25 protein-coding genes and 1 other RNA gene are annotated in these 26,256 nt (G+C 60.3%); 12 read left to right on the top strand and 14 right to left on the bottom strand.

From position 1 onward, the window contains the following. Nucleotides 1–157: 157 nt before the first annotated feature. Nucleotides 158–886, bottom strand: coding sequence for an AIM24 family protein (locus tag ACZ6ZO_RS06465; RefSeq protein ID WP_465291412.1), 729 nt, complete (start codon nt 884–886; stop codon nt 158–160). Nucleotides 887–927: 41 nt separating this feature from the next. Further along, nucleotides 928–1,788 (bottom strand): EamA family transporter, encoded by an 861-nt coding sequence (locus ACZ6ZO_RS06460; protein ID WP_465291410.1) that lies wholly within the window; start codon nt 1,786–1,788, stop codon nt 928–930. Nucleotides 1,789–1,881: 93 nt separating this feature from the next. Here ACZ6ZO_RS06460 and ACZ6ZO_RS06455 point away from each other — a divergent pair, with 93 nt between their 5' ends. Genes ACZ6ZO_RS06455 through lipA form a run of 3 tightly spaced genes read left to right on the top strand, consistent with a single transcriptional unit; the run spans nt 1,882 to nt 4,179 of the window. Beyond that, nucleotides 1,882–2,355: a MarR family winged helix-turn-helix transcriptional regulator gene (locus tag ACZ6ZO_RS06455; protein ID WP_465291408.1), complete on the top strand. Its 474-nt coding sequence runs from the start codon at nt 1,882–1,884 to the stop codon at nt 2,353–2,355. 11 nt (nt 2,356–2,366) lie between these two features. Further along, nucleotides 2,367–3,125 (top strand): lipoyl(octanoyl) transferase LipB, encoded by a 759-nt coding sequence (lipB, locus tag ACZ6ZO_RS06450; RefSeq protein ID WP_465291406.1) that lies wholly within the window; start codon nt 2,367–2,369, stop codon nt 3,123–3,125. A 10-nt stretch (nt 3,126–3,135) separates the two neighbouring features. Continuing rightward, complete coding sequence (lipA, locus tag ACZ6ZO_RS06445; RefSeq protein ID WP_465291404.1) at nt 3,136–4,179, top strand: lipoyl synthase; 1,044 nt, start codon at nt 3,136–3,138, stop codon at nt 4,177–4,179. Between the two features lie 101 nt (nt 4,180–4,280). Here lipA and ACZ6ZO_RS06440 read toward each other — a convergent pair whose 3' ends face one another. From ACZ6ZO_RS06440 to ACZ6ZO_RS06430, 3 genes are read right to left on the bottom strand one after another with little or no spacing between them, the layout of a single operon-like run. Then, complete coding sequence (locus ACZ6ZO_RS06440) at nt 4,281–4,988, bottom strand: AAA family ATPase (RefSeq protein WP_465291402.1); 708 nt, start codon at nt 4,986–4,988, stop codon at nt 4,281–4,283. Next, entirely contained in the window at nt 4,985–5,617 is a 633-nt protein-coding gene (locus tag ACZ6ZO_RS06435; protein ID WP_465291400.1) for an AAA family ATPase, read from the bottom strand. The genes ACZ6ZO_RS06440 and ACZ6ZO_RS06435 overlap by 4 nt, the downstream gene beginning before the upstream one ends. A 9-nt stretch (nt 5,618–5,626) precedes the next feature. Beyond that, a complete protein-coding gene (locus ACZ6ZO_RS06430; RefSeq protein ID WP_465291398.1) occupies nt 5,627–6,778 on the bottom strand; it encodes an RtcB family protein in 1,152 nt (383 codons plus the stop codon). A gap of 379 nt (nt 6,779–7,157) precedes the next feature. On the opposite strand from ACZ6ZO_RS06430, the gene ACZ6ZO_RS06425 reads away from it, so the two are divergent. Together ACZ6ZO_RS06425 and ACZ6ZO_RS06420 are read left to right on the top strand one after the other, a co-directional pair. Beyond that, nucleotides 7,158–7,937 (top strand): DUF4191 domain-containing protein, encoded by a 780-nt coding sequence (locus ACZ6ZO_RS06425; RefSeq protein ID WP_208767768.1) that lies wholly within the window; start codon nt 7,158–7,160, stop codon nt 7,935–7,937. 4 nt (nt 7,938–7,941) lie between these two features. Beyond that, nucleotides 7,942–9,558 (top strand): aspartate:alanine exchanger family transporter, encoded by a 1,617-nt coding sequence (locus ACZ6ZO_RS06420; RefSeq protein WP_465291396.1) that lies wholly within the window; start codon nt 7,942–7,944, stop codon nt 9,556–9,558. 75 nt (nt 9,559–9,633) lie between these two features. Here the strand turns inward: ACZ6ZO_RS06420 and ACZ6ZO_RS06415 are convergent, their stop codons facing one another. After that, entirely contained in the window at nt 9,634–10,104 is a 471-nt protein-coding gene (locus ACZ6ZO_RS06415; RefSeq protein WP_465291394.1) for an RDD family protein, read from the bottom strand. 200 nt (nt 10,105–10,304) lie between these two features. Here ACZ6ZO_RS06415 and glnA point away from each other — a divergent pair, with 200 nt between their 5' ends. Further along, complete coding sequence (glnA, locus tag ACZ6ZO_RS06410; RefSeq protein ID WP_465291392.1) at nt 10,305–11,738, top strand: type I glutamate--ammonia ligase; 1,434 nt, start codon at nt 10,305–10,307, stop codon at nt 11,736–11,738. Between the two features lie 309 nt (nt 11,739–12,047). Continuing rightward, nucleotides 12,048–12,524, top strand: a complete 477-nt coding sequence (locus ACZ6ZO_RS06405) for a hypothetical protein (protein WP_465291390.1) — start codon at nt 12,048–12,050, stop codon at nt 12,522–12,524. Between the two features lie 4 nt (nt 12,525–12,528). Here ACZ6ZO_RS06405 and ACZ6ZO_RS06400 read toward each other — a convergent pair whose 3' ends face one another. Then, nucleotides 12,529–13,161, bottom strand: a complete 633-nt coding sequence (locus tag ACZ6ZO_RS06400; protein WP_465291388.1) for a cation efflux transmembrane domain-containing protein — start codon at nt 13,159–13,161, stop codon at nt 12,529–12,531. A gap of 24 nt (nt 13,162–13,185) precedes the next feature. On the opposite strand from ACZ6ZO_RS06400, the gene ACZ6ZO_RS06395 reads away from it, so the two are divergent. From ACZ6ZO_RS06395 to ACZ6ZO_RS06385, 3 genes are read left to right on the top strand one after another with little or no spacing between them, the layout of a single operon-like run. Further along, a complete protein-coding gene (locus ACZ6ZO_RS06395) occupies nt 13,186–13,881 on the top strand; it encodes a hypothetical protein (protein WP_465291386.1) in 696 nt (231 codons plus the stop codon). Nucleotides 13,882–13,887: 6 nt separating this feature from the next. Beyond that, nucleotides 13,888–14,577, top strand: a complete 690-nt coding sequence (locus ACZ6ZO_RS06390) for a sortase family protein (RefSeq protein WP_465291384.1) — start codon at nt 13,888–13,890, stop codon at nt 14,575–14,577. Next, the gene (locus tag ACZ6ZO_RS06385; protein WP_465291382.1) at nt 14,574–15,806 is read left to right on the top strand and encodes an MFS transporter; all 1,233 of its coding nucleotides are present in this window, start codon (nt 14,574–14,576) and stop codon (nt 15,804–15,806) included. Before ACZ6ZO_RS06390 ends, ACZ6ZO_RS06385 begins: the two co-directional genes overlap by 4 nt. A gap of 1 nt (nt 15,807) precedes the next feature. Here the strand turns inward: ACZ6ZO_RS06385 and ACZ6ZO_RS06380 are convergent, their stop codons facing one another. From ACZ6ZO_RS06380 to ACZ6ZO_RS06365, 4 genes are all read right to left on the bottom strand, one after another. After that, nucleotides 15,808–16,107 (bottom strand): hypothetical protein, encoded by a 300-nt coding sequence (locus ACZ6ZO_RS06380; RefSeq protein ID WP_182385763.1) that lies wholly within the window; start codon nt 16,105–16,107, stop codon nt 15,808–15,810. Between the two features lie 137 nt (nt 16,108–16,244). Next, nucleotides 16,245–16,523: a hypothetical protein gene (locus ACZ6ZO_RS06375; protein WP_182385762.1), complete on the bottom strand. Its 279-nt coding sequence runs from the start codon at nt 16,521–16,523 to the stop codon at nt 16,245–16,247. Nucleotides 16,524–16,533: 10 nt separating this feature from the next. Continuing rightward, nucleotides 16,534–19,620 (bottom strand): bifunctional [glutamine synthetase] adenylyltransferase/[glutamine synthetase]-adenylyl-L-tyrosine phosphorylase, encoded by a 3,087-nt coding sequence (locus ACZ6ZO_RS06370; protein ID WP_465291379.1) that lies wholly within the window; start codon nt 19,618–19,620, stop codon nt 16,534–16,536. Nucleotides 19,621–19,632: 12 nt separating this feature from the next. Further along, nucleotides 19,633–20,973, bottom strand: coding sequence for a glutamine synthetase family protein (locus tag ACZ6ZO_RS06365; protein WP_182385760.1), 1,341 nt, complete (start codon nt 20,971–20,973; stop codon nt 19,633–19,635). Nucleotides 20,974–21,126: 153 nt separating this feature from the next. Between ACZ6ZO_RS06365 and ACZ6ZO_RS06360 the strand changes: the two genes are divergently transcribed. Then, nucleotides 21,127–22,773, top strand: coding sequence for a CYTH and CHAD domain-containing protein (locus tag ACZ6ZO_RS06360; RefSeq protein ID WP_465291377.1), 1,647 nt, complete (start codon nt 21,127–21,129; stop codon nt 22,771–22,773). Nucleotides 22,774–22,776: 3 nt separating this feature from the next. On the opposite strand, the gene ACZ6ZO_RS06355 is transcribed toward ACZ6ZO_RS06360, so the two are convergent. Further along, on the bottom strand, nt 22,777–22,989 hold the full coding sequence (locus ACZ6ZO_RS06355; protein ID WP_465291375.1) for a hypothetical protein: 213 nt from the start codon (nt 22,987–22,989) through the stop codon (nt 22,777–22,779). Between the two features lie 152 nt (nt 22,990–23,141). Between ACZ6ZO_RS06355 and ACZ6ZO_RS06350 the strand changes: the two genes are divergently transcribed. After that, nucleotides 23,142–24,386: a galactokinase family protein gene (locus ACZ6ZO_RS06350; protein WP_208767780.1), complete on the top strand. Its 1,245-nt coding sequence runs from the start codon at nt 23,142–23,144 to the stop codon at nt 24,384–24,386. Here ACZ6ZO_RS06350 and ACZ6ZO_RS06345 read toward each other — a convergent pair. Both ACZ6ZO_RS06345 and rnpB read right to left on the bottom strand, forming a co-directional pair. After that, entirely contained in the window at nt 24,383–25,786 is a 1,404-nt protein-coding gene (locus ACZ6ZO_RS06345) for an RNB domain-containing ribonuclease (protein ID WP_465291372.1), read from the bottom strand. The genes ACZ6ZO_RS06350 and ACZ6ZO_RS06345 overlap by 4 nt on opposite strands. Nucleotides 25,787–25,832: 46 nt before the next feature. Continuing rightward, nucleotides 25,833–26,227: RNase P RNA component class A (gene rnpB / locus ACZ6ZO_RS06340), an RNA gene on the bottom strand. Nucleotides 26,228–26,256 lie beyond the last annotated feature (29 nt).

Genomic DNA, 26,256 nt, shown 5'->3' with positions numbered 1-26,256 from the left:
GGGATTCCGAAACCTCAACCACTACATCTTGCGGTGCCTGATCCACTCCGGACAACTACAGGACAAGATCAACGCACTCTAAAACCGGAAGAGCCCATTACTACGAAATCGGCGCCATCTTCTCAGACTTAGCATCGTCGCTTTCTACTCCGGCCGTTTAGTCGAACAAGCTCCCCAGCATTTTTCCGGACGTGGTTCCGGCGTCTGTGGCGAGCTTGTTCCATTTCTCCCCTTCGGATGGCTGGATGACCACGATGCCGTGACCGCCAAAGGCGAGTTGGAAAGCTTCACCAGTTCCGCCGTGGATCATGGAGCGCAGGCCCCCGGAGAAGTCGGTTTTCACCTGCATGTTCACGCCACCTGTCCATAGGACTGCCGCTTGGGGGTCGGCGAAGGTGGGGGCTTCGGAGACGTTCAAGGCCATGGGTTCGCCTTCGGTGGTGATGGCCACGAAGCCGGTGCCATGCAAGGAAACGTTGAACAGGCCTCCGGTCATCACTGCGCCTCCCTTTACTCGGTGGACGTCCCAATTAATGGTGGAGGAAAACGCGAGGACGTTATTTCCGTTGACGGACACTGTGTCATTGTCCAAGGAGAAGATTTGTACTTCCTGTGCCAGATCAGCGAGGAACACCTGACCGGTACCGGAGATCTCCATCATTTCCACGCCTTCACCAGTGACGTGTTTTTTAAACATTTTTCCGAGGGTGCCAGAGCCCTTGTTTTGAAAGCGAACATCGCCTTGATAGGCGACCATCGATCCGACTTTGGCTTGAATGGGGCCTTGGGACAGGTTGAGCTTGAGCAGCTTCCGGTTCTGCTGCACGAATTGGTCAGTGGATTGGTTTTCTTCGAATTTTTGAAACAGTTCGCCGTAGATTGCCATGTTTTCTCCCATCGCTGATAATAGCCAAGTGTAGAGAAAACCTACTGTTGTGTCCTCTTTCTTATCAGCGCTGGGAGCAGCTGGGTTGCGGCCAACGACGCTACCACGAGAGCGCCTCCGACCCATTGCAAGGAGCTCAGACGTTCGTGTACGAAAACGACAGCGATGAGGGTGGCGCACAAAGGGGTGATAGGAGCGAGGAGAGCCACCCGCACGGCGTCGAGCAGTGCCAGGGCGCTGAACCAGATGATGTAGGCGATGAGTGCGCCGAAGATCGACAGATACGCATAGCCAGCGATGTTTACCCAGGTGAGGCGCTCAGGCAACCCTTCCCAGGCAAGAAACGGCACGAGGAATAACCCACCGAGGGTGAGCTGCCAGCTGGTCACGGCGATTTCTGGTACGTCATCGGGGCGTCCCCAGCGTTTCGCAAGCACGGTACCTGCTCCGATGCAGGCACTTGCTCCCAAGCCAGCAACAACCCCAAGAGGTGAGAGTGCGACGGGCCCGGTGAGGGTCAGTCCTGCGACACCAAGGACGGCGATAAGTCCCGCCCCGATCTGGATCCTGGTGACGCGAACTCCCAACAAAAACGGAGCAAGAATCATGACCACCAATGGTGAGGTGTTGGTGAGCACGGCGGCGACGCCGTTGGGGAGTTGGTAGGCGGCGAGAAACAGCAGCCCAAAGAACCCTGTGAAGTTCGCTAGTGCGAGGATCGAGGATTTCCACCACCACTGCCCTTTGGGGAGTGTCCGTACGATCAGCAGCAGCACTAAACCGGCGGGCAGTGCGCGCAGGATTGAGGCGAGTATCGGGCGGTCTGGGGGAAGAAATTGCGCGGTGACCACGTAGGTTGTGGACCAAATCACTGGCACTACCGACGCCTTGAGAAACTCCATCAATTCACCTTCGCCGTTTGGGTTAACAGGTCTCCCCTACGCTAAAGTGAAAAACACTTCGATGTCAAACAGTTTGGATTTTGGGAGCCAGCCATGGCAATTAACGTGGAGAAACTCTTAGCTCAGTGGCACAGTACTCGGCCGGAGATAGACGCCTCGCCCATGCGACTTACTGCATACACAGCGCAGTTCGCACATCACGCACGCCAGCTTATCGACGCCAACCTGGCCCATCATGGCCTCCACCAATGGCAGTTCGATGTCCTGGCCACCCTCCGGCGCGCAAATACCCCACTGACCGCTAAAGAGCTCGCTGAGCAGGTACTCATTTCTGCGTCTGCGCTGACTAACCGGTTGGATAAGTTGACGGCCGAAGGTCTCATTTCCCGTTCGGTCAACCCGAGCAGTCGGCGAGAAAGCCTCATCGAGCTCACCGAAAAAGGCCGCCAGCTCATCGACGCCATCCTCCCCAGCCATCTCAGCACCTGCCGCATCATCGCCGAGCGACTTTCGTCCGAAGAAGCCGATCAACTATGCGGTCTCCTTAAAAAGGCACTTGGCGAGTAGGCTACAAAAGCATGACAGCTCCTCGCCCACCGTTCACCGCCCCCGATATCTCTATTCGCGCTAGTGACGGACCACTTGACGTCGTCAAGCTTGGCGTGCGCGACTACGAAGAGATGTGGCACACTCAAGCGGACATCGCGGAACAGCGGGCCGCCGACACCGTGCCCGATCAACTGCTCATGCTGGAACACCCCAGCGTCTACACCGCCGGCAAGCGCACTCAGCCAGAGGACCGCCCAATCAACGGGCTACCAGTGATCGATGTGGACCGCGGTGGCCGAATCACCTGGCATGGCCCAGGCCAGCTCGTATGCTATCCCATTGTGAAGCTACGCGACCCCGTTGACGTGGTGGATTACGTCAGGCGCGTTGAGGAAGCCCTAATCCAGGTGGTGCGCCAGCTCGGCGTGCACAACGCTGGGCGTATCGACGGCCGATCTGGGGTGTGGGTCCCCGCCTCCAACGGGCGTGCGGACCGAAAAATCGCCGCCATTGGCATCCGTATCACCAGGGGCGTCGCCATGCACGGCCTCGCACTGAACTGCAACAACACGCTGGAGTACTACCACCACATCGTCCCTTGCGGCATCAGCGACGCCGGGGTCACCACCCTCAGTGAGGAGCTCGGCCGGGACGTCACCGTCGCAGAGTGCATCGACCCCCTCGCCACCGCGCTTACCGACGCCTTGAACGGCAAACTCACCGTCGCTGACCATACTTTTGGTAACGCACCCGACCCATGCAAGGGGTTAGGCAGCCGAAAGGTGTAGGGTGGCCTACGTGACTGTTGCACCCGATGGAAGAAAGATGCTCCGCGTCGAGGCTCGCAATGCTGAGACTCCGATCGAGAGCAAGCCACGCTGGATCCGCACCTCCGTCAAAACCGGGCCGGAATACCAGGACATGAAGCAGCGCGTCTCGGGCGCTTCCTTGCACACCGTGTGCCAGGAAGCTGGCTGCCCGAACATCCACGAATGTTGGGAGTCCCGTGAGGCCACGTTCCTCATCGGCGGCGACCAGTGCACGAGGCGCTGCGATTTCTGCCAGATCCATACCGGCAAACCGGACCCACTGGACCGCGACGAACCACGCCGCGTGGCAGAATCCGTGAAGGAAATGGGACTCAACTACGCCACCATCACCGGCGTTACCCGCGATGACCTTCCCGACCAAGGCGCCTGGCTCTACGCCGAGGTGGTGCGCCAAATTCATGCACTGAACCCACACACCGGTGTGGAAAACCTCGTGCCAGACTTCTCCGGCAAGCCTGACCTGCTGCAGGAAGTTTTCGAGGCCCGCCCAGAAGTCTTCGCACACAACGTGGAAACCGTTCCCCGCATCTTCAAGCGCATCCGCCCAGCGTTCCGCTACGAGCGCTCCCTCGACGTGATCCGCCAAGCCCGTGACTTCGGTCTGGTCACCAAATCCAACCTGATCCTCGGCATGGGTGAAACTGTCGACGAGGTCCGGGAAGCACTCCGCGAGCTTCACGACGCAGGCTGCGACATCATCACCATCACCCAATACCTGCGCCCAGGTATCAAGTTCCACCCCATCGACCGCTGGGTCCGCCCAGAGGAATTCGTGGAGCACTCCCAATACGCCAAGGAGCTCGGCTTCTCCGGCGTCATGTCTGGACCGTTGGTTCGCTCCTCCTACCGCGCAGGTCGGCTGTACGCCCAGACCATCAAGGCCCGAGGCGAGCAGCTCCCGGAGAACCTCAAGCACCTAGAAGAAACCTCCGAAGGATCCACCGCCCAGGAAGCACAGTCCTTGCTGGACAAGTACGGCGCTTCAGAGGAAACCCCAGTAGCGACCAGGTAGCGCGCGGAATTTAGCAACCAAGTAGCGCGCGGAATTTAGCGTACGGATGGGACGAATCATGCGCGAAAAATCCCATCGGTACGCTAGATTTCGGCCCGCCCTCACTCCCCATTCACCAGGTACTGCGCGGTCCCGTGCGGATCGGCGAGAAACTCTCGGTAGGCCTGTACGAGTTCACACTCATCGTAGGGAACAAACCCCAGGCCGTTTTCCGTGATCTCCAGAATCTGTGCGCCCGGGATCCCCAGCAGAATCGGCGAATGTGTCGCGATGATGAATTGAGCTCCTTGATCTGCGAGCTTTTCAATCTTCCCTGCTAGTTCGACGCTGGTGTCAAAGCTCAACCCGGATTCCGGTTCATCCATCAGAAACAACCCGTTGCCGTGGAAGCGGTGGCGCACCAGCTCCATCGTCGCCTCACCATGGGAGTTGGGGTGCATGAAGGGTTGCCGGCCGTCGTTGATCTTGTCAAGGTAGGTGTACGCGCGGTACATAGATTCCGCACGCACAAAGTACCCATCACGCGGGTTCCTAGGCCGCGTCACCGTCAGATATCTATGCAGCTCAGATACCGCGTCGACGCCGGAGAAGTTCATGTTTCGGGAGCCGCCTTCTGGGTTGAAACCGAGTGAGACGACGATCGCTTCCAGCAACGTCGACTTCCCGGAACCGTTTTCGCCCACGATGAAGGTGATGGGCGTCGTTAAGCGCAGTGCCCCATGCTCGCGCAACGCCGTGACCACCGGGAGGTCATCAACGTAGGTGCCCGAGGTGAACGCCGGAACGGAAACGCTGGAAACAAACATCATACCCCCAGGTAGCTGGCGTAATTGCGGTAGAGCGGGTGATCATCGAAGGTCATCCGCTGAAAGCCCGCGGGCGTGATGTGGATGATGTCTGCGCCCGGAATCCCCAGGATGATGGGCGAGTGCGTCGCGATGATGAACTGCCCACCACCCGCAGCAATGCGGTGAATGTAGCCGAGCAACGCCATCTGGTGGATGGGGCTCAGCCCCGCCTCGGGCTCGTCCAGAATGTACAGCCACTTGTGGAAGAAGTTGTCCTCCACCACGTCCATGATGGACTCGCCGTGGGAACGAATCCGCGACTGGGGAGAGACATTGTAGTGCGTTTCCGCGCGCAGGAAATAGCCTCCCAGGATGGTTTCCGAACCGACCACCACTAAGCCTTTATGCAGCTCAGAAGTGGTCCATTCGGTGGTCAGGAACTCGAACTGGCGACCGCCCTCCGCATTGAAACCCAGCTTGCAGGCCAGAGCCTCGATGAGGGTGGATTTACCCGAGCCGTTATCGCCGGTAAAGATCGTCACTGGGCTGCGCAGCCACAGCCGCTGCTTAGCCAGGCACCTGGTGACGGGCAAGCCACAGGCATACCCGCGCACCGGCGCAGTCCTGGCAGCAATGCGATCGACAAACATAAAACCAGTCTAGGTGCCCTTGACGTTCAGCACCTGGCGCAGCTTGTGGCGGACCCTCACCAGCGAAGCTGCATCGACGATCACCTGATCAATGTCCTTGTAGGCATCCGGGATCTCGTCAATGAACTCCTCACCTGGACGGTGCACGATGTCACCCATCCGCGCCTCAAGGTCGGCTGCGGTGAAGGCGGCACGCGCCGCGGTACGCGACAGCACCCGGCCCGCACCGTGTGGCGCAGAGCGCAGCGCCTCCGGGTTCCCTAGGCCCTCGACCACGTACGATGCCGTGCCCATCGAACCGGGAATCAGTGCGGACACGCCTTCGTCCGCCCGGATCGCGCCCTTACGGGTCAGCCAGACACGCTTGCCGTAGTGTTCCTCCTGCACGGTGTAGTTGTGGTGGCAGTTGATCCGTTCGACTTCCTCAAAGTCGCCGGCGAACTCCCGGAGCGCGAACGCGAACCGGTCCATCATCTCCTCGCGGTTGAGGTACGCGAAGCGCTGCGCCCAGTTCAGATCCCGCAGGTAAGAGTCGAACTCTGGGGTTCCCTCGCTCAGGTAGGCCAGGTTCGGATCAACCACGGTTCGACGCCGAGTTCGCATGTCTGCCTTCGCAGCCCGAATGTGCTTCTGCGCGATTTTGTTGCCCACGCCCCGGGACCCGGAGTGCAGGAACATCCACACCCGATCCTGCTCATCAAGGCACAGCTCGATGAAGTGGTTACCGCCACCCAGGGATCCGAGCTGCACCTTCCACTTCGGTGAGTGCTCCAGGTTCACCCCACCCACGGCCGCGAGATCCTCCAGCTCACGCACCCGATTCTTCGTGGCGGTGAAGCGGACCTTCGAATTGTAGTTGCCTGGGGAGAGCGGGATGATGGCCTCCAGGGCGTCGCGAAGCTGCGTCAGGTCGCCCTTCAGGTCGTCCTTCACCAGCGACGTCCGCACGCCAATCATGCCGCAGCCAATATCCACGCCGACCGCCGCCGGGATCACCGCACCGATCGTGCCGAACACCGTACCGATACTGGAGCCCATGCCCACGTGCGCATCAGGCATCAGCGCCACGTGCGGATAAATGAACGGCAGCTCGGCGGTGATCTGTGCCTGCCGCAGCGCCTCATCCTCCACGATCGAAGCAAAGTTGATCACTTTGCACATCAGGATTCCTTCCAAAATAGGTCAGCACACGCTTATCGACGCCACAAGCCGCCACCCTAGAAACCCAAAAAGTGCCGCCTGCAACATCGACAGGCGGCACTGAGAATGAAAAATTCGTAGACTACATGCACCTGTCAGGTCGCGTAAATTCGCGCTGCAGGTGTAGCTTCAAGGTAACGATGTAACTCACGTCGTCCCTTTCCTTCCATGAATAGTCCGCTTGTTGACGCTAGCGGGTTTCTAGACCTTGCGCAAGGGCGCATTTTCGCGGGGCGGTCTGTCTGCTTTTAGGCGCACCCGTCCGCGAGCACGAACCAAAACTTAACCTACGTGTGTCCGCAATATAGAAATTCGGGCTCCTTGGCCTAAAGTAGGTGTCATGGCAGATCCAAAGAAGGCTGAACTGAAGGCCGCCGAGAAGGAAGCGAAGGCCGCTAAGCGAGCCCAACGTAAGCAGAACTACGCCCAGATGTGGCAGGCGTTCCAGATGCAGCGCAAGAACGATAAGGCTCTTGTGCCGCTTATGCTGCTGTCGATCCTTGGCTTGGGCTTGGTGTTCTTCGGCATCGGTTTGCTCTTCAAGGCGCAGTGGTTCATGCTGCCGATCGGCTTGGCGCTCGGGTTCATGCTCGCGATGTTTGTGTTTACACGTCGAGTGGAAAATTCCGTGTATGACCAGGCCAAGGACCAGCCGGGTGCTGCTGGTTGGGCGCTGGAGAATCTGAAGTCCGGCGTGGGCATGGTGTGGCGCGCCAAGACTGCTGTGGCTGCCAATACCCACATGGACGCCGTGCACCGTGTTATCGGCAATCCAGGCATTGTCCTGGTGGGCGAAGGCGAAATGCACCGCGTGAAGCCGATGATGGCGCAGGCTAAACGACGCCTCAACCGAGTATCCGGTGGCGTTCCTATCTATGAGATGTACGCTGGTGAAGGAGAGGGGCAAGTTCCGCTGCGTAACCTGCAGAAGGAACTGATGAAGCTTCCACGTAATTACAAGAAGGACGAAGTGTACGCCCTGGCCCAGCGCATTGAAGCCATGGATAGTGTGGGCAATGCGTCCGGCCAGCCCGGTTTGCCCAAGGGACCACTCCCGAAGGGAGCTAAGGTCTCTGGTATGAACCGACGTGCCCGCCGTCAGGCTGAACGAGGAAAATAAAAAAGTGCAGTTCTTTGTTGAGAACCAGCTACTAGCCCTAGTCGTCATCATGGCGCTAGGGCTTTTGCTTGGTCGGATCCAGATCGGATCCTTCAAATTAGGCGTCGCCGCCGTGCTCTTTGTGGGACTCGGGTTCGCCACCATCGAACCCGCAGTGACGCTGCCGCCGATGGTATACATCATCGGGCTCGCTCTCTTCGTCTACACGATCGGCCTGGAAGCGGGCCCAGACTTCTTCCATTCGCTCCGCACCACGGGCCTGAAATACAACCTGTTTGCCGTGGTCATCATTGTTGCAACCACGGCTCTGGCTTATGGCGTCGTGAAGCTTGGCGGGCTTAACGCGGCGACCGGCACGGGCATGTTCACCGGCGCGCTGACCAACACCCCAGCGATGGCGGCGGCGAAGGAATCCCTGCCCCTGCTGTTCCAAGGGTCTGAGCTGGCTGCGATGTCGGACCTGCCGGTGGTGGCGTATTCGCTGGCGTACCCGCTGGGTGTGCTGGTGGGCATCATCGTGATCGGCGTGCTGGGCAAGCTGTTCCGGGTTGATCACGATGCCGAGGCGGTAGCGGCCGGCGTGGCGATGCAGGAGCTGATCACGCAGCGGATTCGGGTGGATAAACCCGGACTGCCAGCGATCACGAACATTCCCTACATTCTGGAGCTGGAAGTGATCGTCTCCCGCCGCGAACGTGATGGCGACCTGCACGTTCCCGACCTGGGAGATCGCGCCCGCGTTGGCGACATCCTCAGCGTAGTGGGCACCCCGGAGGAGATCGAGCGTGCCATCGAGGCAATTGGCACCCCGCTACCAGGCGAACCGACGCACGACGACGGCCTCGACTACCGACGCATCTTCGTCTCCAACCCGGATGTCGTGGGCATCCCTTTAAGCAAACTCCGCCCCAAGATGTCCGACATGCTCATCACCCGCATCCGCCGCGGCGATGACGACATGGTCGCCACCCCAGACATGACGCTCCTGCTCGGTGACCGCGTCCGAGTAGTCACCTCCGCCGCAAAGATGGATCGCGCCACCAAATTCTTCGGTGACTCCTACAAACTTGTCTCAGACATTAACCTGATCCCGCTGCTCATCGGCCTGACGATCGGCGTACTCGTGGGCATGATCGCCGTACCACTCCCCGGCGGAATGACCCTGAAACTCGGCAACGCAGGTGGCCCACTGCTGGTCGCATTGATCCTCGGCGCACTCGGCCGCACCGGCCCGTTCGTCTGGCAAACACCCTACTCCGCTCTAAAAATCCTGCAGACCCTGGGACTCACGCTATTCCTCGCCGGTATTGGCACCACCGCGGGCGCAGGCTTTTCGACGGCGTTGTCTGATCCGACATCGCTGACCATCATCGGATTGGGCGCAATCCTCACCCTGTTCATGTGCCTCTTCACCCTCGTTGTGGGGCACCTCGTGCTCCGGCTGCCGTTCGGCATCGTGACGGGTATTTTCTCCGGTGTGCAAACGCACCCAGCGATCCTGGGATACTCGAGCGACCAAGCCCGCAACGAACTCCCAGCGATCGGCTACACCACGGTCTACCCGCTAGCCATGGTGCTCAAAATCATCATGGCGCAAGTTTTGCTTTTCGCTTTAGTGTAGGAGCGCCGGATTTAGCGTACGGATGGGACGTTTTCAGCATTTTTCGTCCCATCCGTACGCTCGATTTCGGTCCCGCTACCCTAGGATTACCGCGGTGCCGGTCGCGCGATCGTGCAGCCCGCGACCGTCGGAGTCCACCAGGATCGGGGGCAGCAAGAATACGGTGAGGGCGATGCGCACCAGGGCGCGCCAGAGTCCGACGCGTTCCTCGGCGTCCACGCGCGCCACCCCCATGCGGAGCATCGCCTGGCCCGGGGTGCGGGCAAACAAAACAACGCCGACCACGGAGAGCACGCAGAATATGATCAACGTCAGGGTCGGCACACCACCCAGCGCATCGGTGGAATTACGAATGATGATGGCGATGAACATGGCAAAGAACCAGTCCAGGGTGATGCCACCGCATCGCCTAAGCACAGATGCCAGTGCTCCAGGACCTGATTCGGGGAGGCCGAGTTTTTCACCGGGCCACTTTCCGGGGCCAAGGTCGTCGTAATCACCGGGGATGGAAGGGCCTTCAATCCAGCTGCGCTTGGGTTCTGACATACCTAGCAATGTATCGGTGAACGAAATGCCAGCGCAATTTAGCGTAAGCGGTAGTGAACTTTGTACACTGATACACATGCACCAGTGAATAAAAGCTGTGCTGTAGCTAGCTGTACCAATAGGGTTCACCTAGCTCGACAATTAACAGCCCGGCCCGACGAGCTACTCCCCTGTCGGGCCACACCCGCGAGGAGCACCACGTGGCATTTGAGAACGTCGCAGATGTAGTGAAGTACATCAAGGACGAAAACATCGAATTTTTGGACATCCGTTTCACCGATGTCCCGGGCACGGAACACCACCTGTCCATCCCGGCTTCGATGTTCGATGAGGAAGCTGCTGAGAACGGCCTCGCATTTGATGGATCGTCTATCCGCGGTTTCACCACCATTGAAGAGTCCGACATGAACTTGTTGCCGGACGTGAAGACTGCAATGCTGGATCCGTTCCGCAGCGCGAAGACATTGAACATGAAGTTCTTCGTGCACGACCCCTTCACCCGCGAGCCTTTCTCCCGCGACCCGCGTAACGTCGCACGCAAAGCGGAGGAATACCTCGCTTCTACCGGGATCGCTGATACTTGCTTCTTCGGTGCCGAAGCCGAGTTCTACCTCTTTGACTCCGTCCGTTTCCACGCCGACGTTAACGCCTCCTTCTACGAAGTCGACTCCGATGAGGGTTGGTGGAACCGCGGCGAGGAATACAATCTGGATGGTTCCCGGAACACCGGCTACAAGAACCGCACCAAGAAGGGCTACTTCCCTAACGCCCCTTACGACGGCGCGGTGGAAATCCGCGATGAAATGGCCCGCCACCTGAGGAACGCCGGCTTCGCCATCGAGCGGTTCCACCACGAGTGTGGCCAGGGCCAGCAGGAAATCAACTACAAGTTCAACACCCTGCTGCACGCGGCTGATGATCTGCAGACATTCAAGTACATCATCAAGCAAACCGCTAAGGCCAACGGGAAGACCGCAACCTTTATGCCAAAGCCGCTGGCTGGCGACGCGGGCTCCGGTATGCACGCACACCAGTCTCTGTGGAAAGACGGCAAGCCGCTGTTCCACGACGAGAACGGCTACGCAGGCCTGTCCGACATGGCCCGCTACTACATCGGCGGTATCTTGCACCACGCAGGCGCAGTGCTCGCATTCTCCAATGCGACCCTGAACTCCTACCACCGCCTGGTTCCGGGCTTCGAGGCACCAATCAATCTGGTGTACTCGCAGCGTAACCGCTCCGCCGCGGTCCGCATCCCAATCACCGGCTCCAACCCGAAGGCAAAGCGTATCGAATTCCGCGCACCAGACCCATCAGGTAACCCATACTTCGGATTCGCTGCCATGATGATGGCCGGCCTCGACGGCATTAAGAACCGCATCGAGCCACACGCCCCAGTGGACAAGGACCTCTACGAGCTCCCACCAGAGGAAGCTGCCTCCATCCCGACAGCCCCAACCTCCCTGGAAGCATCCCTCGAGGCCCTGGCTGCCGACCACGAGTTCCTCACCGAAGGTGACGTGTTCACCGATGACCTCATCCAGACGTACATCAAGTACAAGTACGACAACGAGATCATCCCGAACCGCACCCGCCCAACTCCACAAGAGTTCGAACTCTACTTCGACTGCTAGTTTCTAGGGGCATCCCCGAGCCTTTTGGCTCGGGGATTTTTCTTTGACGAGAGCTTGGCCCAGCCATAAAACCCGGGAAGCGTTTCCCGGGTTTCGGCAACTTTCCCTACTTCACACTTGCTATTTCCACGTTTTTCTCCCGAGACCCGGGGAATGCTTCCCGGGTTTTAGAAGAAACCCCCACAACAACCAGCAACCCCACCCACCCCAAAGATCACAACTTCATCACAAACAACAATTTCCCCACACGCCAGCAGGAAGGAGCAGCTATAACTAATTTGATATTGCCAATTACCTAGAAAGGGAACCATGTCTCTTCGTCACAGCACTCGCATTGCTCTGGCAGCCTTCACCGCAGCTGCTCTCACTCTCACGGCGTGCGGTAAGGATGATGATTCCAAGCCTGCTGAAGCTACCAGCACCCCTACCACCAGCGCATCGAAGCCTGCGACGAGCACGGCACAACCAACCCCAGAAAAATCGGATGAAAAGAAGCCGGAAAACAAGCCTGGCAGCTCACAAAATAATCCTGGCCAGCAAGCACCAGCTCCAGCTCCAGCCCCTGCTCCTGCTCCTGCTCCTGCGCCAGGCGCACCAGCGCAACAGGATCAGCCACCGGCTCCGAAGGCTCCTGAGGGCGAGATCGACAAGAAGCCCGGTGTTCCTTCGGTAGAGGCGGACCCGACGAAAAAACCGGAACAACCGAAAAAAACAGAACAACCAAAGGAGCCAGAGAAGCCTAAGGAACCAGAAAAGCCAAAGGAAGAGGGCGATAAGGAAAAATAGTCGCTTAGTTGTGGCAGCTGCAGCTTTCCTCTAGTTCGCCTTCCCAGGCTTCCTTGGCTTCGCCGAGCGCGAAGTAGGCGATGACAAAGGAGGCGAGGGCGTCGAATCCGCCCCAGCCGGTGAGTTCGAGGAGGGCTATCCCGATGAGGGCGGCGGCCGTCATCATGAGGCAGATTTTGGTCTCACCGGCGTCGGAAAGGATGAGCTGGTCGCCACCCAGCGCCTTACCGACGCGCACCTTCGCCCACCACAGCACCGGCATTACCACGGCAGACGCGATCAGGACGGCGATGCCGAGCCAGGAGCGCTCGGGAGTTTCCCCAGAGATAATCCCGGCAAAACCTTCCACCACGAGGTACACCGCGAGCACAACAAAGCTCACGGCTACTGCGCGCAGGGTGATGAGCTCTTTGCGCTCCCCCACCCCTTCGGGCTCGCCACGTAGCCGGCCGGCCAGGCGCAGGGCCACCAGGATTGCGACGAGCGACTCAATAAACGAGTCCAGCCCGAATCCAATCATGACCTCCAGCCCGGCAGACCTTCCCGACCATACGGAGAGCCCACCTTCCGCAACGTTGTAGCAGATGGTGAAAAGTGCCAGGCCGAGGGCGGTGCGCGTTAGTTGTCTGGTCTCCACACCATTGCAGTTTAGACTGGGCTCATGACTTCGCAGCAGTTGGATACCCTCGTCGCACAGTTGGGGCCAGAATACGTGCAGGTCCATGGCACAGACATCTGGGCCTTTCGCCACGATGGCATGGTGTCGCTCTGTACCGTGGACCTGCCTCAGAATTATCGGTTGGATGTGTATGAGCCTGACCTGGTGGCCGGGGTGGCGCTGCTCAACGTGGTGCTCGGCCGCACGGAATCCCCGTGGCTTCCGGGCCGGGTATGGATCAATGACGTACCGCTCCTGGAGGGCACACGAATTCAAGCGCTCGTCATCGGCCAGGGCGACTGGGCGCCGGTCTACCCGCTCACTGTCCCGGAAGCGGAGCTGGTGGCCAGGGAAACCCTCGCTGCCATCACTATCATGCACGGAAGAAATCCACGTGCGTTCTGCGATCTGTTCCGCGCCAATGCCTTCCCAGAGGTTAGCGACACGCAGCTGGAGGCGATCACCGTCGCCACTTCACTGCTCGCCCGCACCGCGCCACTGCGATCGCTCCACACCACCGAGGACGGCACTATCCGGGCACTCACGGAGGAAGAACCCGCAGGATACGAGGAATTCGAGCCCCACCCAGCACTCGAGTTGCTGCCCAGGATCCACGGGTCAAGGTTGTTCTTTCATCAAACACGCCCTGGGGAAACACTGCGCTATGGACACCAAGGCTGGGAATATTCGGTAACGTAGCCAGCTATGAGACGAATCACCGCTGCCGCACTCATCCTGATTACCACCGCCACCCTTGCATCCTGTGGCAAGAAGGAAGAAGAGACTGCGCCAGCGCCACAGCCGTCGATAAGCGAAACGCCAACGCCCACCCCCACCCCCACCGTGAACGTGGGGCCACCGCCCGCAGCCACTGGCTCATTCACCATGGACGGCCCCGCTGCCGTGGCGGGAGCGACCTACGACTCCATGCCTTATGTCCTGCCGCTCAACCCCGCTGGCCCTCAGGACACCATGGTGCGCTGGGTAGAAGGCTGGGGTGTGGACCCCAGCAAGCCGGAAGCCGGCACCATGTATGTGCTCGGGCATGCCTGGGGGCAGCAGAAGCTCGTCTTCAACTCGATCTCTGAGGTTGTCACGGCGGCTGTGGACCTCAATAAGCCAGCCGAACAGGTCCCTGCGGTATCGGGTGGCACGGTCGGCCGATACTCCAGCGACAAATTGAACGGCTCGCGCATCACCATGACTGACAGTGCGGGCAACAACCGCCAGTGGATCGTGGATAATGCGTGGCTCGTCGACAAATACGACGCCATCGAAGATAAAGAGCTCGTCGACGAACATGATCCGGGGCGCTTAATCCTCATCGCCTGCTCAGTATCCGGCGCGCAAGACTTGGGTTACAACGTGATCGTCTCCGCCCGACTCGCCAAATGAGCGTCGATCCCCGAACACGATTAACCCGGCGTGCCCTGGTGGTGTGGACCGCTGCGGTGTTGGTGTACGTCATGGCGATTACCGGCCGGACGTCCCTGGGGGTCGCGGGCGTGGAGGCTACCGAGCACTTCCACATTGACGCCTCTCAGCTGGCGGTGTTCACCTCCGTGCAGGTGGGGGTGTACGCTTTCGTGCAGATCCCGACGGGCATGTTGGTCGACCGGTTTGGGGCGCGACGGTTACTGTTTGCTGGCGCGTTGGTGATGGCGGTCGGCCAGTTGATGTTGGGGCTGACGGCGTCGTATGCGGTGGCGATTGTCGCGCGTGTGCTGATCGGTGCGGGCGATGCGACAGCGTTTCTGTCTGTCATGCGGATTTTGCCGTTCTGGTTCCCACTGAAGCATACTCCGCTATTTACCCAGCTCAGCGCCGCGATCGGTCAGGCTGGCCAGTTCCTGTCGGCGGTGCCGTTCCTTGCGTTGCTGGGGGCGCGAGGCTGGCAGACTGCGTTTGTTTCGCTGGGCGCGGTGGGCGTGTTGGTGGCGATTGCAGCCAGCATCCTAATCTCTGATGCGCCTGCGGAGCGTCGGAAACAGCAGAGCGGTTCGTTGCGCGATGTGTTGCGTCTGCCGGTGTGCTGGATGGGGTTTTTCAACCACTTCACCATGCTCATGCCGCTCATTGTGTTTAATCTGCTGTGGGGTATGCCGACGATGACCCAAGGCATGGGGCTGTCTGCTTCGACCGCGGCGTCGGTGCTGGTCATTAACACGGTGTGTACGGTGTTAGCCGGTCCGCTGCACGGAATTGTGTCCGCACGCGCGGGACGACGCCGAGAGCTGTTTTCCCTGTCCTACTCCGTGATTCTGTTTTGTGCCACAGCGGTGTTTTTCTGGCCATCGCAGCCCCGGGGTTTCGTCGCTATTGCCCTGTTGGCTGGGTTGCTGGGATTGCTCGGCCCGGCGTCGAACTACGGTTTTGATTCGGTGCGGGAGAACTTGCCTCATTCCGTGGTGACAACGGGTACGGGGCTGGCGAACATGGGTGGTTTCCTGGCTGCCATGGTTGCGGCGCAGGGTATCGGCACGGTGCTGGCGCAAGTCTCTGATGGTCACTGGTCCTGGAGCGCGTTCCAAGTGGCGTGGATCTCGATGTTCGTGGTGTGGGGCCTGGGAATCGTAGGATTAGCAGCCACCCGAGTGTGGTTCAACCGTGGGAGGGCCCGCTAACCTATCGCGCTACGGTGACCAGTGCTGGTTCCAGTCCCATTTCAGCCAGCCCCTGGGGTGCGAGCGTTCCTGCGTCAAAGTCCTCCAGAATCTCTTCCTTGTCGGCTAGGGTAAGTTCTCCTGCTTCGACTGCTCTGTCTATGCGAACGACCAATTCCTGGCGGATCTCCGTCAGATGTTCCGCATAGGTTGCCTCTTCTTCGTCGCTACGCATCGAGTGCTCGATCGCTGCGCCTTCCCGGCCAACGGTAGCGGCTATTCCTGCTAGTCCTGCGAGGGGCACCAAGGCAACGATAGCCACGGCAACGAGTGTGCCAGAGGGGCGGTGGAATCGTTTTCGTGCTGGATACATCGATATCCATTCCACGCCACTTAGTTGTTCAAAGGCCAACAATAACCTTCGAGCTGGCTCCGAAAAGCCTTCCGGTTTGCCAGCAACTATGGTTTGCGTGGCGGGTTCTTAGTGATGAAAGAATCCAGCACGCCGCGCACTGCTTCCTCGCCGAGGACCTGACGCACTGTGTCGCGCAGCGGGTCCACCGGGGACACATGTTGCGGAGCAGGGCGGGTGACGACGCCCACGTCGATGGTGAGCTGGTCATCGGTGACCCGGATGGCGGTCTCCGGATCAACCCCGGCTGCTTGGGCTGCGTTCACCAAGGCAGCTAACTCGGCCAGGGTTGCTGTGGACAGGTCCAGTGACATTGAGATTCCCATGCGCCCCACACTAGTCCAGTCCGCTGATGGACGCTGGTTCTCCCCAGAACACCTCGTCTACCACGGATCGGGCTCGTCGGGTGACCTTGAGGTAGTGGTCGAGGAATTCCTGCGATTGGTGCCTGCCCCACCCAGCAGCACCCGCCACCGCGGCCAGGTGTGGCCCGGACGGCGGGATTTCGTCGGTACGCCGGCCACGGATCAGCACCAGTGCGTTGCGGGCCTTGGTCGCTGTGAGCCACGCGGATCGCAGGGTGTTTACTTTCCAGGGCGCCAGCACGCCTTGTGCGCCCAGGACATCGAGTGCCTCCAATGTGGATGGGGTCCGCAGTCCTGGGACCTCGTGGGAGTGCTGCATGGTGAGTAGTTGCACGGTCCATTCAATGTCTGTGAGCGCGCCGCGCCCAAGTTTGGTGTGCATGTTCTTGTCGGCGCCGCGAGGGAGCCGCTCGTTGTCCACGCGGGCTTTCATGCGGCGCACTTCCTGCACGGTTTTGCGGGATGCTCCTTCCGCTGGGTACCGAAAGCGATCAATCATCGCGATGAATGCTTTACCGAGTTGTTCGTCCCCGGCAATGAAATCAGCGCGCAGCAGGGCCTGGATCTCCCACGTCTCGCCCCAGCGTTCGTAATACTGCTCGTAGGATTCCATGGTGCGAACCACTGCCCCAGACCGGCCCTCCGGTCGCAGCCCCAAGTCCACTTCCAATGCTGGATCTTGCGATGGTTTGGATAGCCTGCTGCGGACGCGATCGCAGACGCCAATTGCCCATTTGATCGCGTCGTTTTCCTCAGCCCCTGCGTGCGGCTGGCAGACGAACATGACATCAGCGTCCGACCCGAAGCCTAACTCTTGGCCGCCCAGGCGGCCCATGCCGATCACCGCGATCCTGGCGGGTGGTTCCTGCCTTTCCGGTGTCGACGCCGCGATCTCTGCCTTGAACGCAGCATCGAGCACTGCGTCCCATACCCGGGACAAGCTGACGCACACGTCCTTCACATTCATCAGGCCTAGAAGGTCGGCGGCCGCGATGCGGGTCAACTCCACGCGCCGGAGGCTGCGCGCTACCTTCACCGCTTTGTCGGGGTCGGGGTGGCGCGATGCCGCCGCGACCAACGATGTGGACACCGTGTCGGGGTCGGTTTGTAGCAGCATCGGACCGTTCGCGCCGTCACGCAGCAGTTTTACGGCGTCGGGCGTGGAGATCAACAGATCAGAGATGTACGGCGACGTGCCCAGGATATGCATGAGTCGCTGCCCCACGATCCCCTCGTCGCGCAGCATCCGCAGGAACCACTGCTTGTCCAGGGCGGCGTCGGAAAGCTTGCGGTAGTTCAGCAGGCCAGCATCGGGGTCGGGTGAATCGGCCAGCCAGCCCATGAGCGTAGGCAGGAGCATGGCTTGGATCTTCGCTTTGCGGGACTTCCCGGACGCCAGCGCGATCAGATGCTCGTAGGCACGGTCCGGGAAGTGGTAGTTCAGGGCGGCCAGCTGGCGTTTTGCCGCCTCTGGGGAGAGCCGCAGCGTATCGACGGACAACGCTGCCACAGATTCCAGCAGCGGACGGTAAAACAGCTTGGAATGAAGCCCCGAGATGTCCATGCGCACGCGCCGGAATTCGTCGGCCAGGATCTCGCCACTGCGACGCGCCCCGGTTCCCACGGTGCCCGTCGTACGGGCAAGCCAGCGCAGATTCGCCGAGTCCTCTTCGGGAGGCATGGTGTGGGTGCGCTTGAGTTTCTGCAGCTGCAGGCGGTGTTCCAACAGCCGAAGGTATTCGTAGTCCTGGATCAGGACGCGCCCGTCTTCCCGGCCCACATATCCCGCCGCAACGAGAGCTTCTAGAGCGTTGATCGTGGACTTGGCGCGCAGGTTCTCGTCGCTACGCCCATGCACCAGCTGCAAGAGCTGCACCGCGAACTCTACGTCGCGCAGCCCACCAATGCCCAGCTTCAGTTCGCGCTCCCGCAGCCCCTGCGGAACGTTGTCAATCACGCGTCGGCGCATCGCCTGCACGTCCGCCACGAAACTCTCCCGCTCAGACGCTACCCACACCATCGGGTCCAACGCCGCCACGTATTCCTCTGCCAACGGCAGGTAGCCCGTCATCGGGCGAGCCTTGAGCAGCGCCTGGAATTCCCACGTGTGCGCCCAGCGCTTGTAATACGTGACGTGAGATTCCAAGGTGCGTACCAGCGCTCCTGCTTTGCCCTCCGGCCGCAACGCAGCATCTACTTCGAAGAAACACTTGGAGCCGATGCGCATCATTTCGCCCGCGATCTTGGTGGCCTTCGCATCAGCGGGCTCCGCGATGAAAATGACGTCGACATCCGAGATGTAGTTCAGCTCCCGGGCACCACATTTGCCCATGGCCATCACGGCGAGCTGCCCCGGCGCGTCCTCGCCACAAGCAGAGCCACACACAGGCCCCACCGCCACCGCGAGGGCCGCGGTCAGGGCCGCGTCGGCGAGATCTGCGAGCAGCCCAGAGACCACAGTAAATGGAACTTCGGGCTGGCCGGGGCGTCGCGAGTTTGAAGGATACGTGCCCGCCACATCGTGTGCCGCGATCCGCATCAGCAAAGTGCGGTAGGTGGTACGCAGCCGTCGCTCGGCCTCCGCCACCTTCATGTGGGACACGTAGGTGCCCGGGGTTTCCAGGGAGTCGGCGGCGGTGTCCCCCTCCAACCCGGCAGGGGTTGCTTCCACGCAGCTGAGCATCTCCCGCATGAGATCACCCGGGGTGGGCAGCTCCTCCCCTAGCAGGGGCCACACCTGCGGATTCGCCACGATGTGGTCCCCTAGTGCAGAGGAGGAGCCCAGCAGTGCGAAGAAGCGGACCCGAAAGGCGAGATTTTCGCGCAGGAGGGCGTCGAAAAGCTGCCACTGCCCGCTTTCTTGCAGGGCGCCGTGGAGCCGTACACAGTTGTTGAGCGCCAGATCACCGTCACCCGCGCCAGAGAGCGCCCAGAGCACGTCGAGGGAATCCCGGTTGTACCAGCCAAGCAGCTCCAGATCAGCGATCGCGGTGCGCGAATGCAGACTTAGGGCGCCGGGCGTGGGCAGACTAGAACGGGATGAGCGGGGGCTGGACATGGTTCTCCTTCGCTAGTAGCCCAGGTCAGTGCGCAGTTCCCAGGGAGTAACTTGCGCCTGGTAGTCCTTCCATTCGCGCCACTTGTTGCGCAGGAAGACCTCAAACACGTGCTCGCCGAGGGCGTCAGCCACCAGTTCGGATTTTTCCATCAGGTGCAGCGCATCATCCAGGCTCTGTGGGAGATCTTCATACCCCATGGCCAGGCGTTCGCGGCGGGTGAGCAGGGAAATGTCGTCCTCTGCGGGGTCGGAGAGTTCGTACCCTTCCTTGATTCCCTTGAGTCCTGCCGCCAGCAGCACCGAGTAAGCCAGGTAAGGATTCGCGGAGGAATCCAAGCTGCGGATCTCGATGCGCCGCGAGTTCGCCTTGCCTGGGCTATACGACGGCACCCGCACCATCGCGGAACGGTTCGAAATGCCCCAGGTAGCCGCGGTCGGGGCCTCATTACCGAACATGATCCGCTTGTAGGAATTCACAAACTGGTTGGTGACAGCGGAAATCTCCGGTGCGTGCGTCAAAATACCTGCGATAAACTGCTTCGCCGTTCGCGAGAGCAAGTATTCGTCGTCCGGATCATGGAACGCGTTGGTATCCCCCTCGAACAGGGACATATGCGAGTGCATCGCAGAGCCAGCATGCTCCTGGTAGGGCTTCGGCATGAAAGTGGCGTAGACGTTGTTGCGGCGCGCGACCTCTTTCACCAGGTAGCGGAACGTCATGATGTTGTCCGCCATGGTCAGAGCGTCGGCGTACCGCAGGTCGATTTCCTGCTGGCCAGGACCAATCTCGTGGTGGGAGAACTCCACAGAGATCCCCATCGATTCCAGCGCTGCGATCGCGTCACGCCTAAAGTGCGGTGCTTCTTCATGCATCGCCTGGTCGAAGTAGCTACCGGAGTCCGTCGGCTCCGGTGGAGTGCCATCGGTGGGCAGGTTCTTGGTCAGGTAGAACTCAATCTCCGGGTGAATGTAGCAGGTAAATCCCTCTTTGGCGGCCGCATCGACATTGCGCCGCAGCACCTGCCGCGGGTCCGCCCAGGATGGTTCCCCATCGGGCATGGTGATGTCGCAAAACATGCGAGCTGAATGCGGTTGGGGATCATCATGCTCGAACGGGAGCACCTGGAAGGTGGATGGGTCGGGGCGTGCCACAGTGTCCGATTCGGAAACTCGGGAGAATCCTTCGATGGCGGAACCATCAAACCCGATTCCTTCTTCGAAGGCTGCTTCGATTTCCGCGGGAACCACGGCCACGGACTTGAGGTAGCCGAGAATGTCGGTAAACCAGAGTCGAATGTAGCGAATGTCGCGCTCTTCCAATGCCCGGAGCACAAATTCCTGTTGGCTGTTCATAATGTCTAGATTACGGTTCTACCCCCGGCCTGCGCAGACTCTTGGCATTACGCAACTGGCTATTACCACCGACCGGGGTTGTCCGATACCCTGGAGGGTGAATTAACCAGCGATTTTTCCAACATTTTTCGTACTGCCAATAGAGGTATAACCATGAGCAAGTCACCAGAACCACTAACCCGCGCGTTGGAGGTAGAAGTGAAGTACGCTGCCTCCACTACCGCTGAGGTCCCGGATCTCACCGGCATCATCGGAGTCAATGAGGTGGCATCGCAGGCGGTGCATCACCTCTCCGCCCGATATTTTGACACCGCCGATCTGCGGCTGACCCGCGCGAAAATTACCCTGCGGCGTCGTACCGGCGGCAAAGACGAGGGCTGGCACATTAAACTCCCGTCTGACCACGGCCGCATCGAAATAGGCGCGCCACTTACCGACGGCGACGTCCCCCCAGCGGACATCCTGAACCCCATCCGCGCGATCGTGCGTGACCTTCCTTTGCAGGTCATCGCGCAGGTAGACAACGAGCGCCACGAATCCATCCTTGCTGACGACAATGGCGTGGCGATCGCGGAATTCTGCGACGACCACGTCACCGCCTGGTCTCTGCTGCCCGCCGGCACGAAGCAACAGTGGCGCGAATGGGAACTCGAAGTGACCCCAGAAATTGAGGCCAGCCCCGAGTTCTTCGAATCCGCGCAGTCTGTCCTGCAAGAAGCCGGTGCGGTTACGTCCGATAGTCCATCCAAGCTGGTTGCGGCGCTGGGCAATTCGATTAACTATGCTCCCCTACCACCGGCGATGGCGGAGCTGGATCCGGATACTGCGGCATATGCCGTCGTTAATGCCCTGCGCGTCAATAGAGATCGGCTCCTGGAAGTTGATCCTATGGTGCGTCGCGATGAATATGACTCGGTACACCAGATGCGCGTGGCCACCCGCGAGCTGCGCAGCCTCATGCAGACCTTTGAGGGGATTTTGGTGGGCGAGGAATACCTCAAGCTCGAGGAGGAGCTGAAGCTGCTCGCTGCTACCTTGGGGGTCGCTCGTGATGCGGAGGTGGTGGCAGAACGCTTTGAGATGCTGCTCGGCTTGGATGATGACAACATCATCGACGAGGCCGCCCGCGAACATTTGGCTGGCGATATGCAGCGCAAATACGCTCGCGCGCACCGCACGATCATGAAAGGCCTGAATTCGCCACGCTATTTTGCGCTGCTCGCGGGCCTGGAGGATCTGATTGCCAATCCGCCACTGGCCACCAGCGAGGAAGCGGACACCACTCCGACCAAGGAGCAGGTGAAATATGAAGAAGAGTCCGCGTTGTTTAAACACCTGGACGCCGCCTACAAGAAGCTGATGAAGCGCCACAATGTGGCCGTGGCCAAGTGGGATGACACCGAGATCCCACTCCGGAAGCGGGAAGAAAACTTCCACAACATGCGCAAAGCCGCCAAGAAACTGCGGTACTCCGCTGACGCCGTCGGCCGCGCCACGGGACTGAAGACCAAGGACCTCTACGCTGCCTGCAAAACGATGCAGTCAGTGCTGGGTGACTTCCAGGACTCGGTTACCTCCCGAGACGAACTCCTGGAGCTGTCCCGCCATGCCCGCGCACGTGGCGAGGACACGTTCTGCTATGGCGTGCTGTACCAGCGGGAACGCGAACTAGGCATGGAGGCCTTGCGAGGGTACAACGAAGCCGTCAAGGATATTGAGGCAGCGTACAAGAAGCTGGCGAAGTCTAAGAAGAAGGAAGCGGCCCGCGCGGCTGCTAAGGCCCGCAAGTCCACTTCTTAGGAGCTACTTCTCCCAGGAGGGCTTCACGCCCCAGTCATCGTCCTTCTCGTCGTAGGCATCGGCGGCTTTCGTCCGGGCGGCTGCCGTTTCCAGGGCGTGGGCTGCTTCCTCACGAGTGTTGTAGGGGCCCATCCGGTCATCCCAGCTGCCCTCTGGGCCCTGGGTGACCTCACCGGTGGCGGGGTTGAAGTACCATTTCAGATCTACGTTATCCATTGGAGTGTTCCTTACCTTGTGTGAAGAGTCTTCGGGTACCTCCACGCTACTGTTTTTCTCCACTTGGCACCGCCCCTTCCGCATTGTGCCGGTAAAGTGGTGTGAATCTACGTCCTTCCTGTTGCCAGAAGTTTTAAGGAGCTGCTGTTTCCATGCCGGTGTGGCCTTCCCCTGACGCCCAACTGACCGAAAAGGCAATTGAGCTGCACCAATCCGCCTTCGATGCGTCGGAGCCGTTTGTTGCTTCTGCGCCCGCCACCTGGAATTTTTTGGGCGAGCATACTGACTACGTGGGCGGTGTGGTGGTCAATGCCACTGCTCCACTGCGGGTGGCGGTGGCCGCGACTCCCCGCACGGACGATACCCTCACGGTCACGATGCACGAACTGGATCCGCACGGAGACCCCGTCAATTTCACGGGCAGCGTGACGCTGAGCGAGATCACGCAGCACGCGAGTTACATGCAGCACCCGCAGGAGGGTGATTCCGCTGGTCTTCCGCTCGGGGGTCTTGAGGTGCGCCTCGGTGGCGTGGTGTGGTCGATGGTGAATCGGCAGTATTTGAGCCGTGACACGCGTGGATACAACATCACGGTGCTGTCCGAGGTCCCCAATGGCGTGGGGCTGGGCGATGAAGTAGCCACCGAGGTTGCTTTCGCCACCATTCTTGCCGAGGCGTCTGGTCACAAGTTGGATCCGCCACTGCGTGCCCGGCTGGCTGAGCTGTGTGCTTCGTCTGCTCGGTTGTTTTCTGCCGCGCCGAGTTTCCGGTCTCGCTACACGGCGGCACTGCGGGGGTCGGCGGATGCGTTCAACATCGTCGATTATGCCGACGGTAGCGTCACCCACGCGCCCATGCTTAACGACGTCCATACTTCGTTCCTCGTCGCCCTCCCGGATCGCGATGCCCGCCTGGCAGATATTGCTGCGCGGGAGCGGTTCCTTGCTGCCGCGGGCGATGCCTTTGGTGTTGACTGCCTGCGTAGGTTACCCGACGCCACGCCGCGCGCTATTCAGTGGTTAACCGCGGTCCACAAGGCTGATGAGGCCGCTGGCCTGCCCGGGATCGAGGAGGCCCACCGCTGGCTGACGTTCTATGATCAGGAAATCGTCCGGGCGCAACGCACCGCGATGGCGCTGCGTGCCCGCAAGGCTCACGATGCTGTGGCACATCTGAATCAGTCTCAGAACGAGCTGTCCTCCCTGTACCGGGTGGTTCCGGAGCGTGAGCAGGCACTCGCCGAATTGTGTGTGGCCCGAGGTGCGGTCGCCGCGCGCAGTGCCTCAGCAGGTCTCGCTCACGCTGTGATCGTGCATGCCCCAGTCAAGCAAGCCACGAACCTCATCGCGGACCTTGCTGATGATGGGTTTACTGTGGTGCTGCTGGATAACAGCTAAGCGGGCCACTCGAAGGTGACGGTGCGTTGGGAAATGTCGGCATCGACCAGCCTGACCTGCACCTCAGTCGCTTCCTCCGGACTACCGGTACAACCGCACAGCACTGGTGGTTCGTCCAGAAATATGCGGGATTTGTTACGCTCCGGCATAGACGCCAGCACCACCGCGGTGAAAGTATCTCCCACGTGTGGTTTCAGCACGGTGGCTTCTGTGAGCCGCAGGCAAGCACGATCCACATTCCCGGCAATCGCGCCGGAGCGTTGCATCGCCTCACATAGCTCGTCATATCGCGTAGTTACCCACTCCGGCACGGGCCGATTCGTGGCAATCGCCAAACAGGTCTCGGTAGCGAACCGATCGACAAGGCGTCGTAACGGCGCAGTGACGTGCGCGTAGTAGCCACCGACCCCGGCGTGTACGTCCTGCTCCGTGGGGGCCTCCCCGTCCAACACGTGGTAGTCCGCTCCCCGCAGCAGCTTCTGAGCTTCCCGCATGACCGCCATCCCCTGGCGCGTGGTCACGTCCAGCCCGGCAATAAACTCACCCACCGGCTGGTCGGGCTGATAATCAAAGCCCAGGGCCTGCGCCTCCACCGCAAACGCGCGCAACGCCTTCTCGTCCGCGGGCCCCAGTGTCCGTAAGATCCCTACCTTCGCAGCTGCCATCATCTGCCCCGCAACCATGCCGGTGAGCAGTGAAATTTCCGAATTCCACTCCATCGCTTCCAACCGGGGCTCTAGCTCCAACTCATAGCGACCGTCGTCCCGACGCTCCACCCGCTGGCTCGGCAGCCGCAAATTCACGGCGCTCCGACGCAACGCACTTGCCTGCCGCAGCTTCCCGACGACCGGAAGCAACACGATCGAAGAGTGCAAAGTGCCAGCCTCAACATCCCGCTGCACCCCGTCATAGTCCAGCCGGGCCCTGCTGCGCACCACAGCACGCTCCACCGTATGGCTGACCACTTCACCACGCTCATCCAGGTCAAAAGTCCACAACACCGCCGGACGATCCACCTCTGGGAGCAAACTAGCCACCCCCTCAGAAATCTCCTCCGGATGCAGTCGGGCCGGCTCATCAGGAAGATAAATCGTCTGGCCACGACGAAAAGCCTCAGCCTCCAGCGCGCTACCCGGCGCGATGAACGCCGCCGCATCAGCAATGGCATAGTAAACCCGGAAGCCCTCGCCGTGGGGCTCGATGCACACTGCCTGATCCAGATCCATCGAACCCACCGGGTCAATGGTGACCAGCTCGATATTCCGGCAGTCCCGGCGTTCTGCCTGGTACCTGTCCACAGCTTGGGCCGCCTCCTGGTGCAACTCGGCAAGAAACTCCGTGGGGACAGAAAACTCCTCCGCAATAGGGCGGAAATTCAACGTGGCCGCATACAGCTTCATGCTCTGCCATTGTAGAGGAGGCTTTTCTGGGGACGGCGAGAAAAGGCGAACGAGCCAACCTATGAGCCGGATTATGTTCCCTCGCGGGCGGTAATCATCTATCTGGACACCGTGTTGCCACGATGCCTCAAGCAGCTACCCGCGGGTTGTTGGACGAGCAGCCCAACCCGCGCAGCCACACCACAAAGGTGCGGCCTCTTGCCTTGCTCCCGGTGGGGTTTACCTGGCCATTCCGGTCACCCGTAATGCCGGTGCGCTCTTACCGCACCCTTTCACCCTTACCTAGTTACCCAGGCGGTCTACTCTCTGTTGCACTGTTCCCTCAGGTCACCCTGGGTTGCTGTTAGCAACCACCGTGCTCTGCGGAGTCCGGACTTTCCTCGACCCACGTCAGCACCTTAAAAGGCCGATACGTGGCGCCGCGATTACCCGGTCGACTCGTTCGCGTTTTCCTAGTGTAGTCGCGCAGG

This window comes from Corynebacterium sp. NPDC104732, from assembly GCF_055583565.1.
The sequence above is the reverse complement of the archived record's forward strand: the minus strand, read 5'-3'. Positions and strand labels throughout refer to the sequence as shown.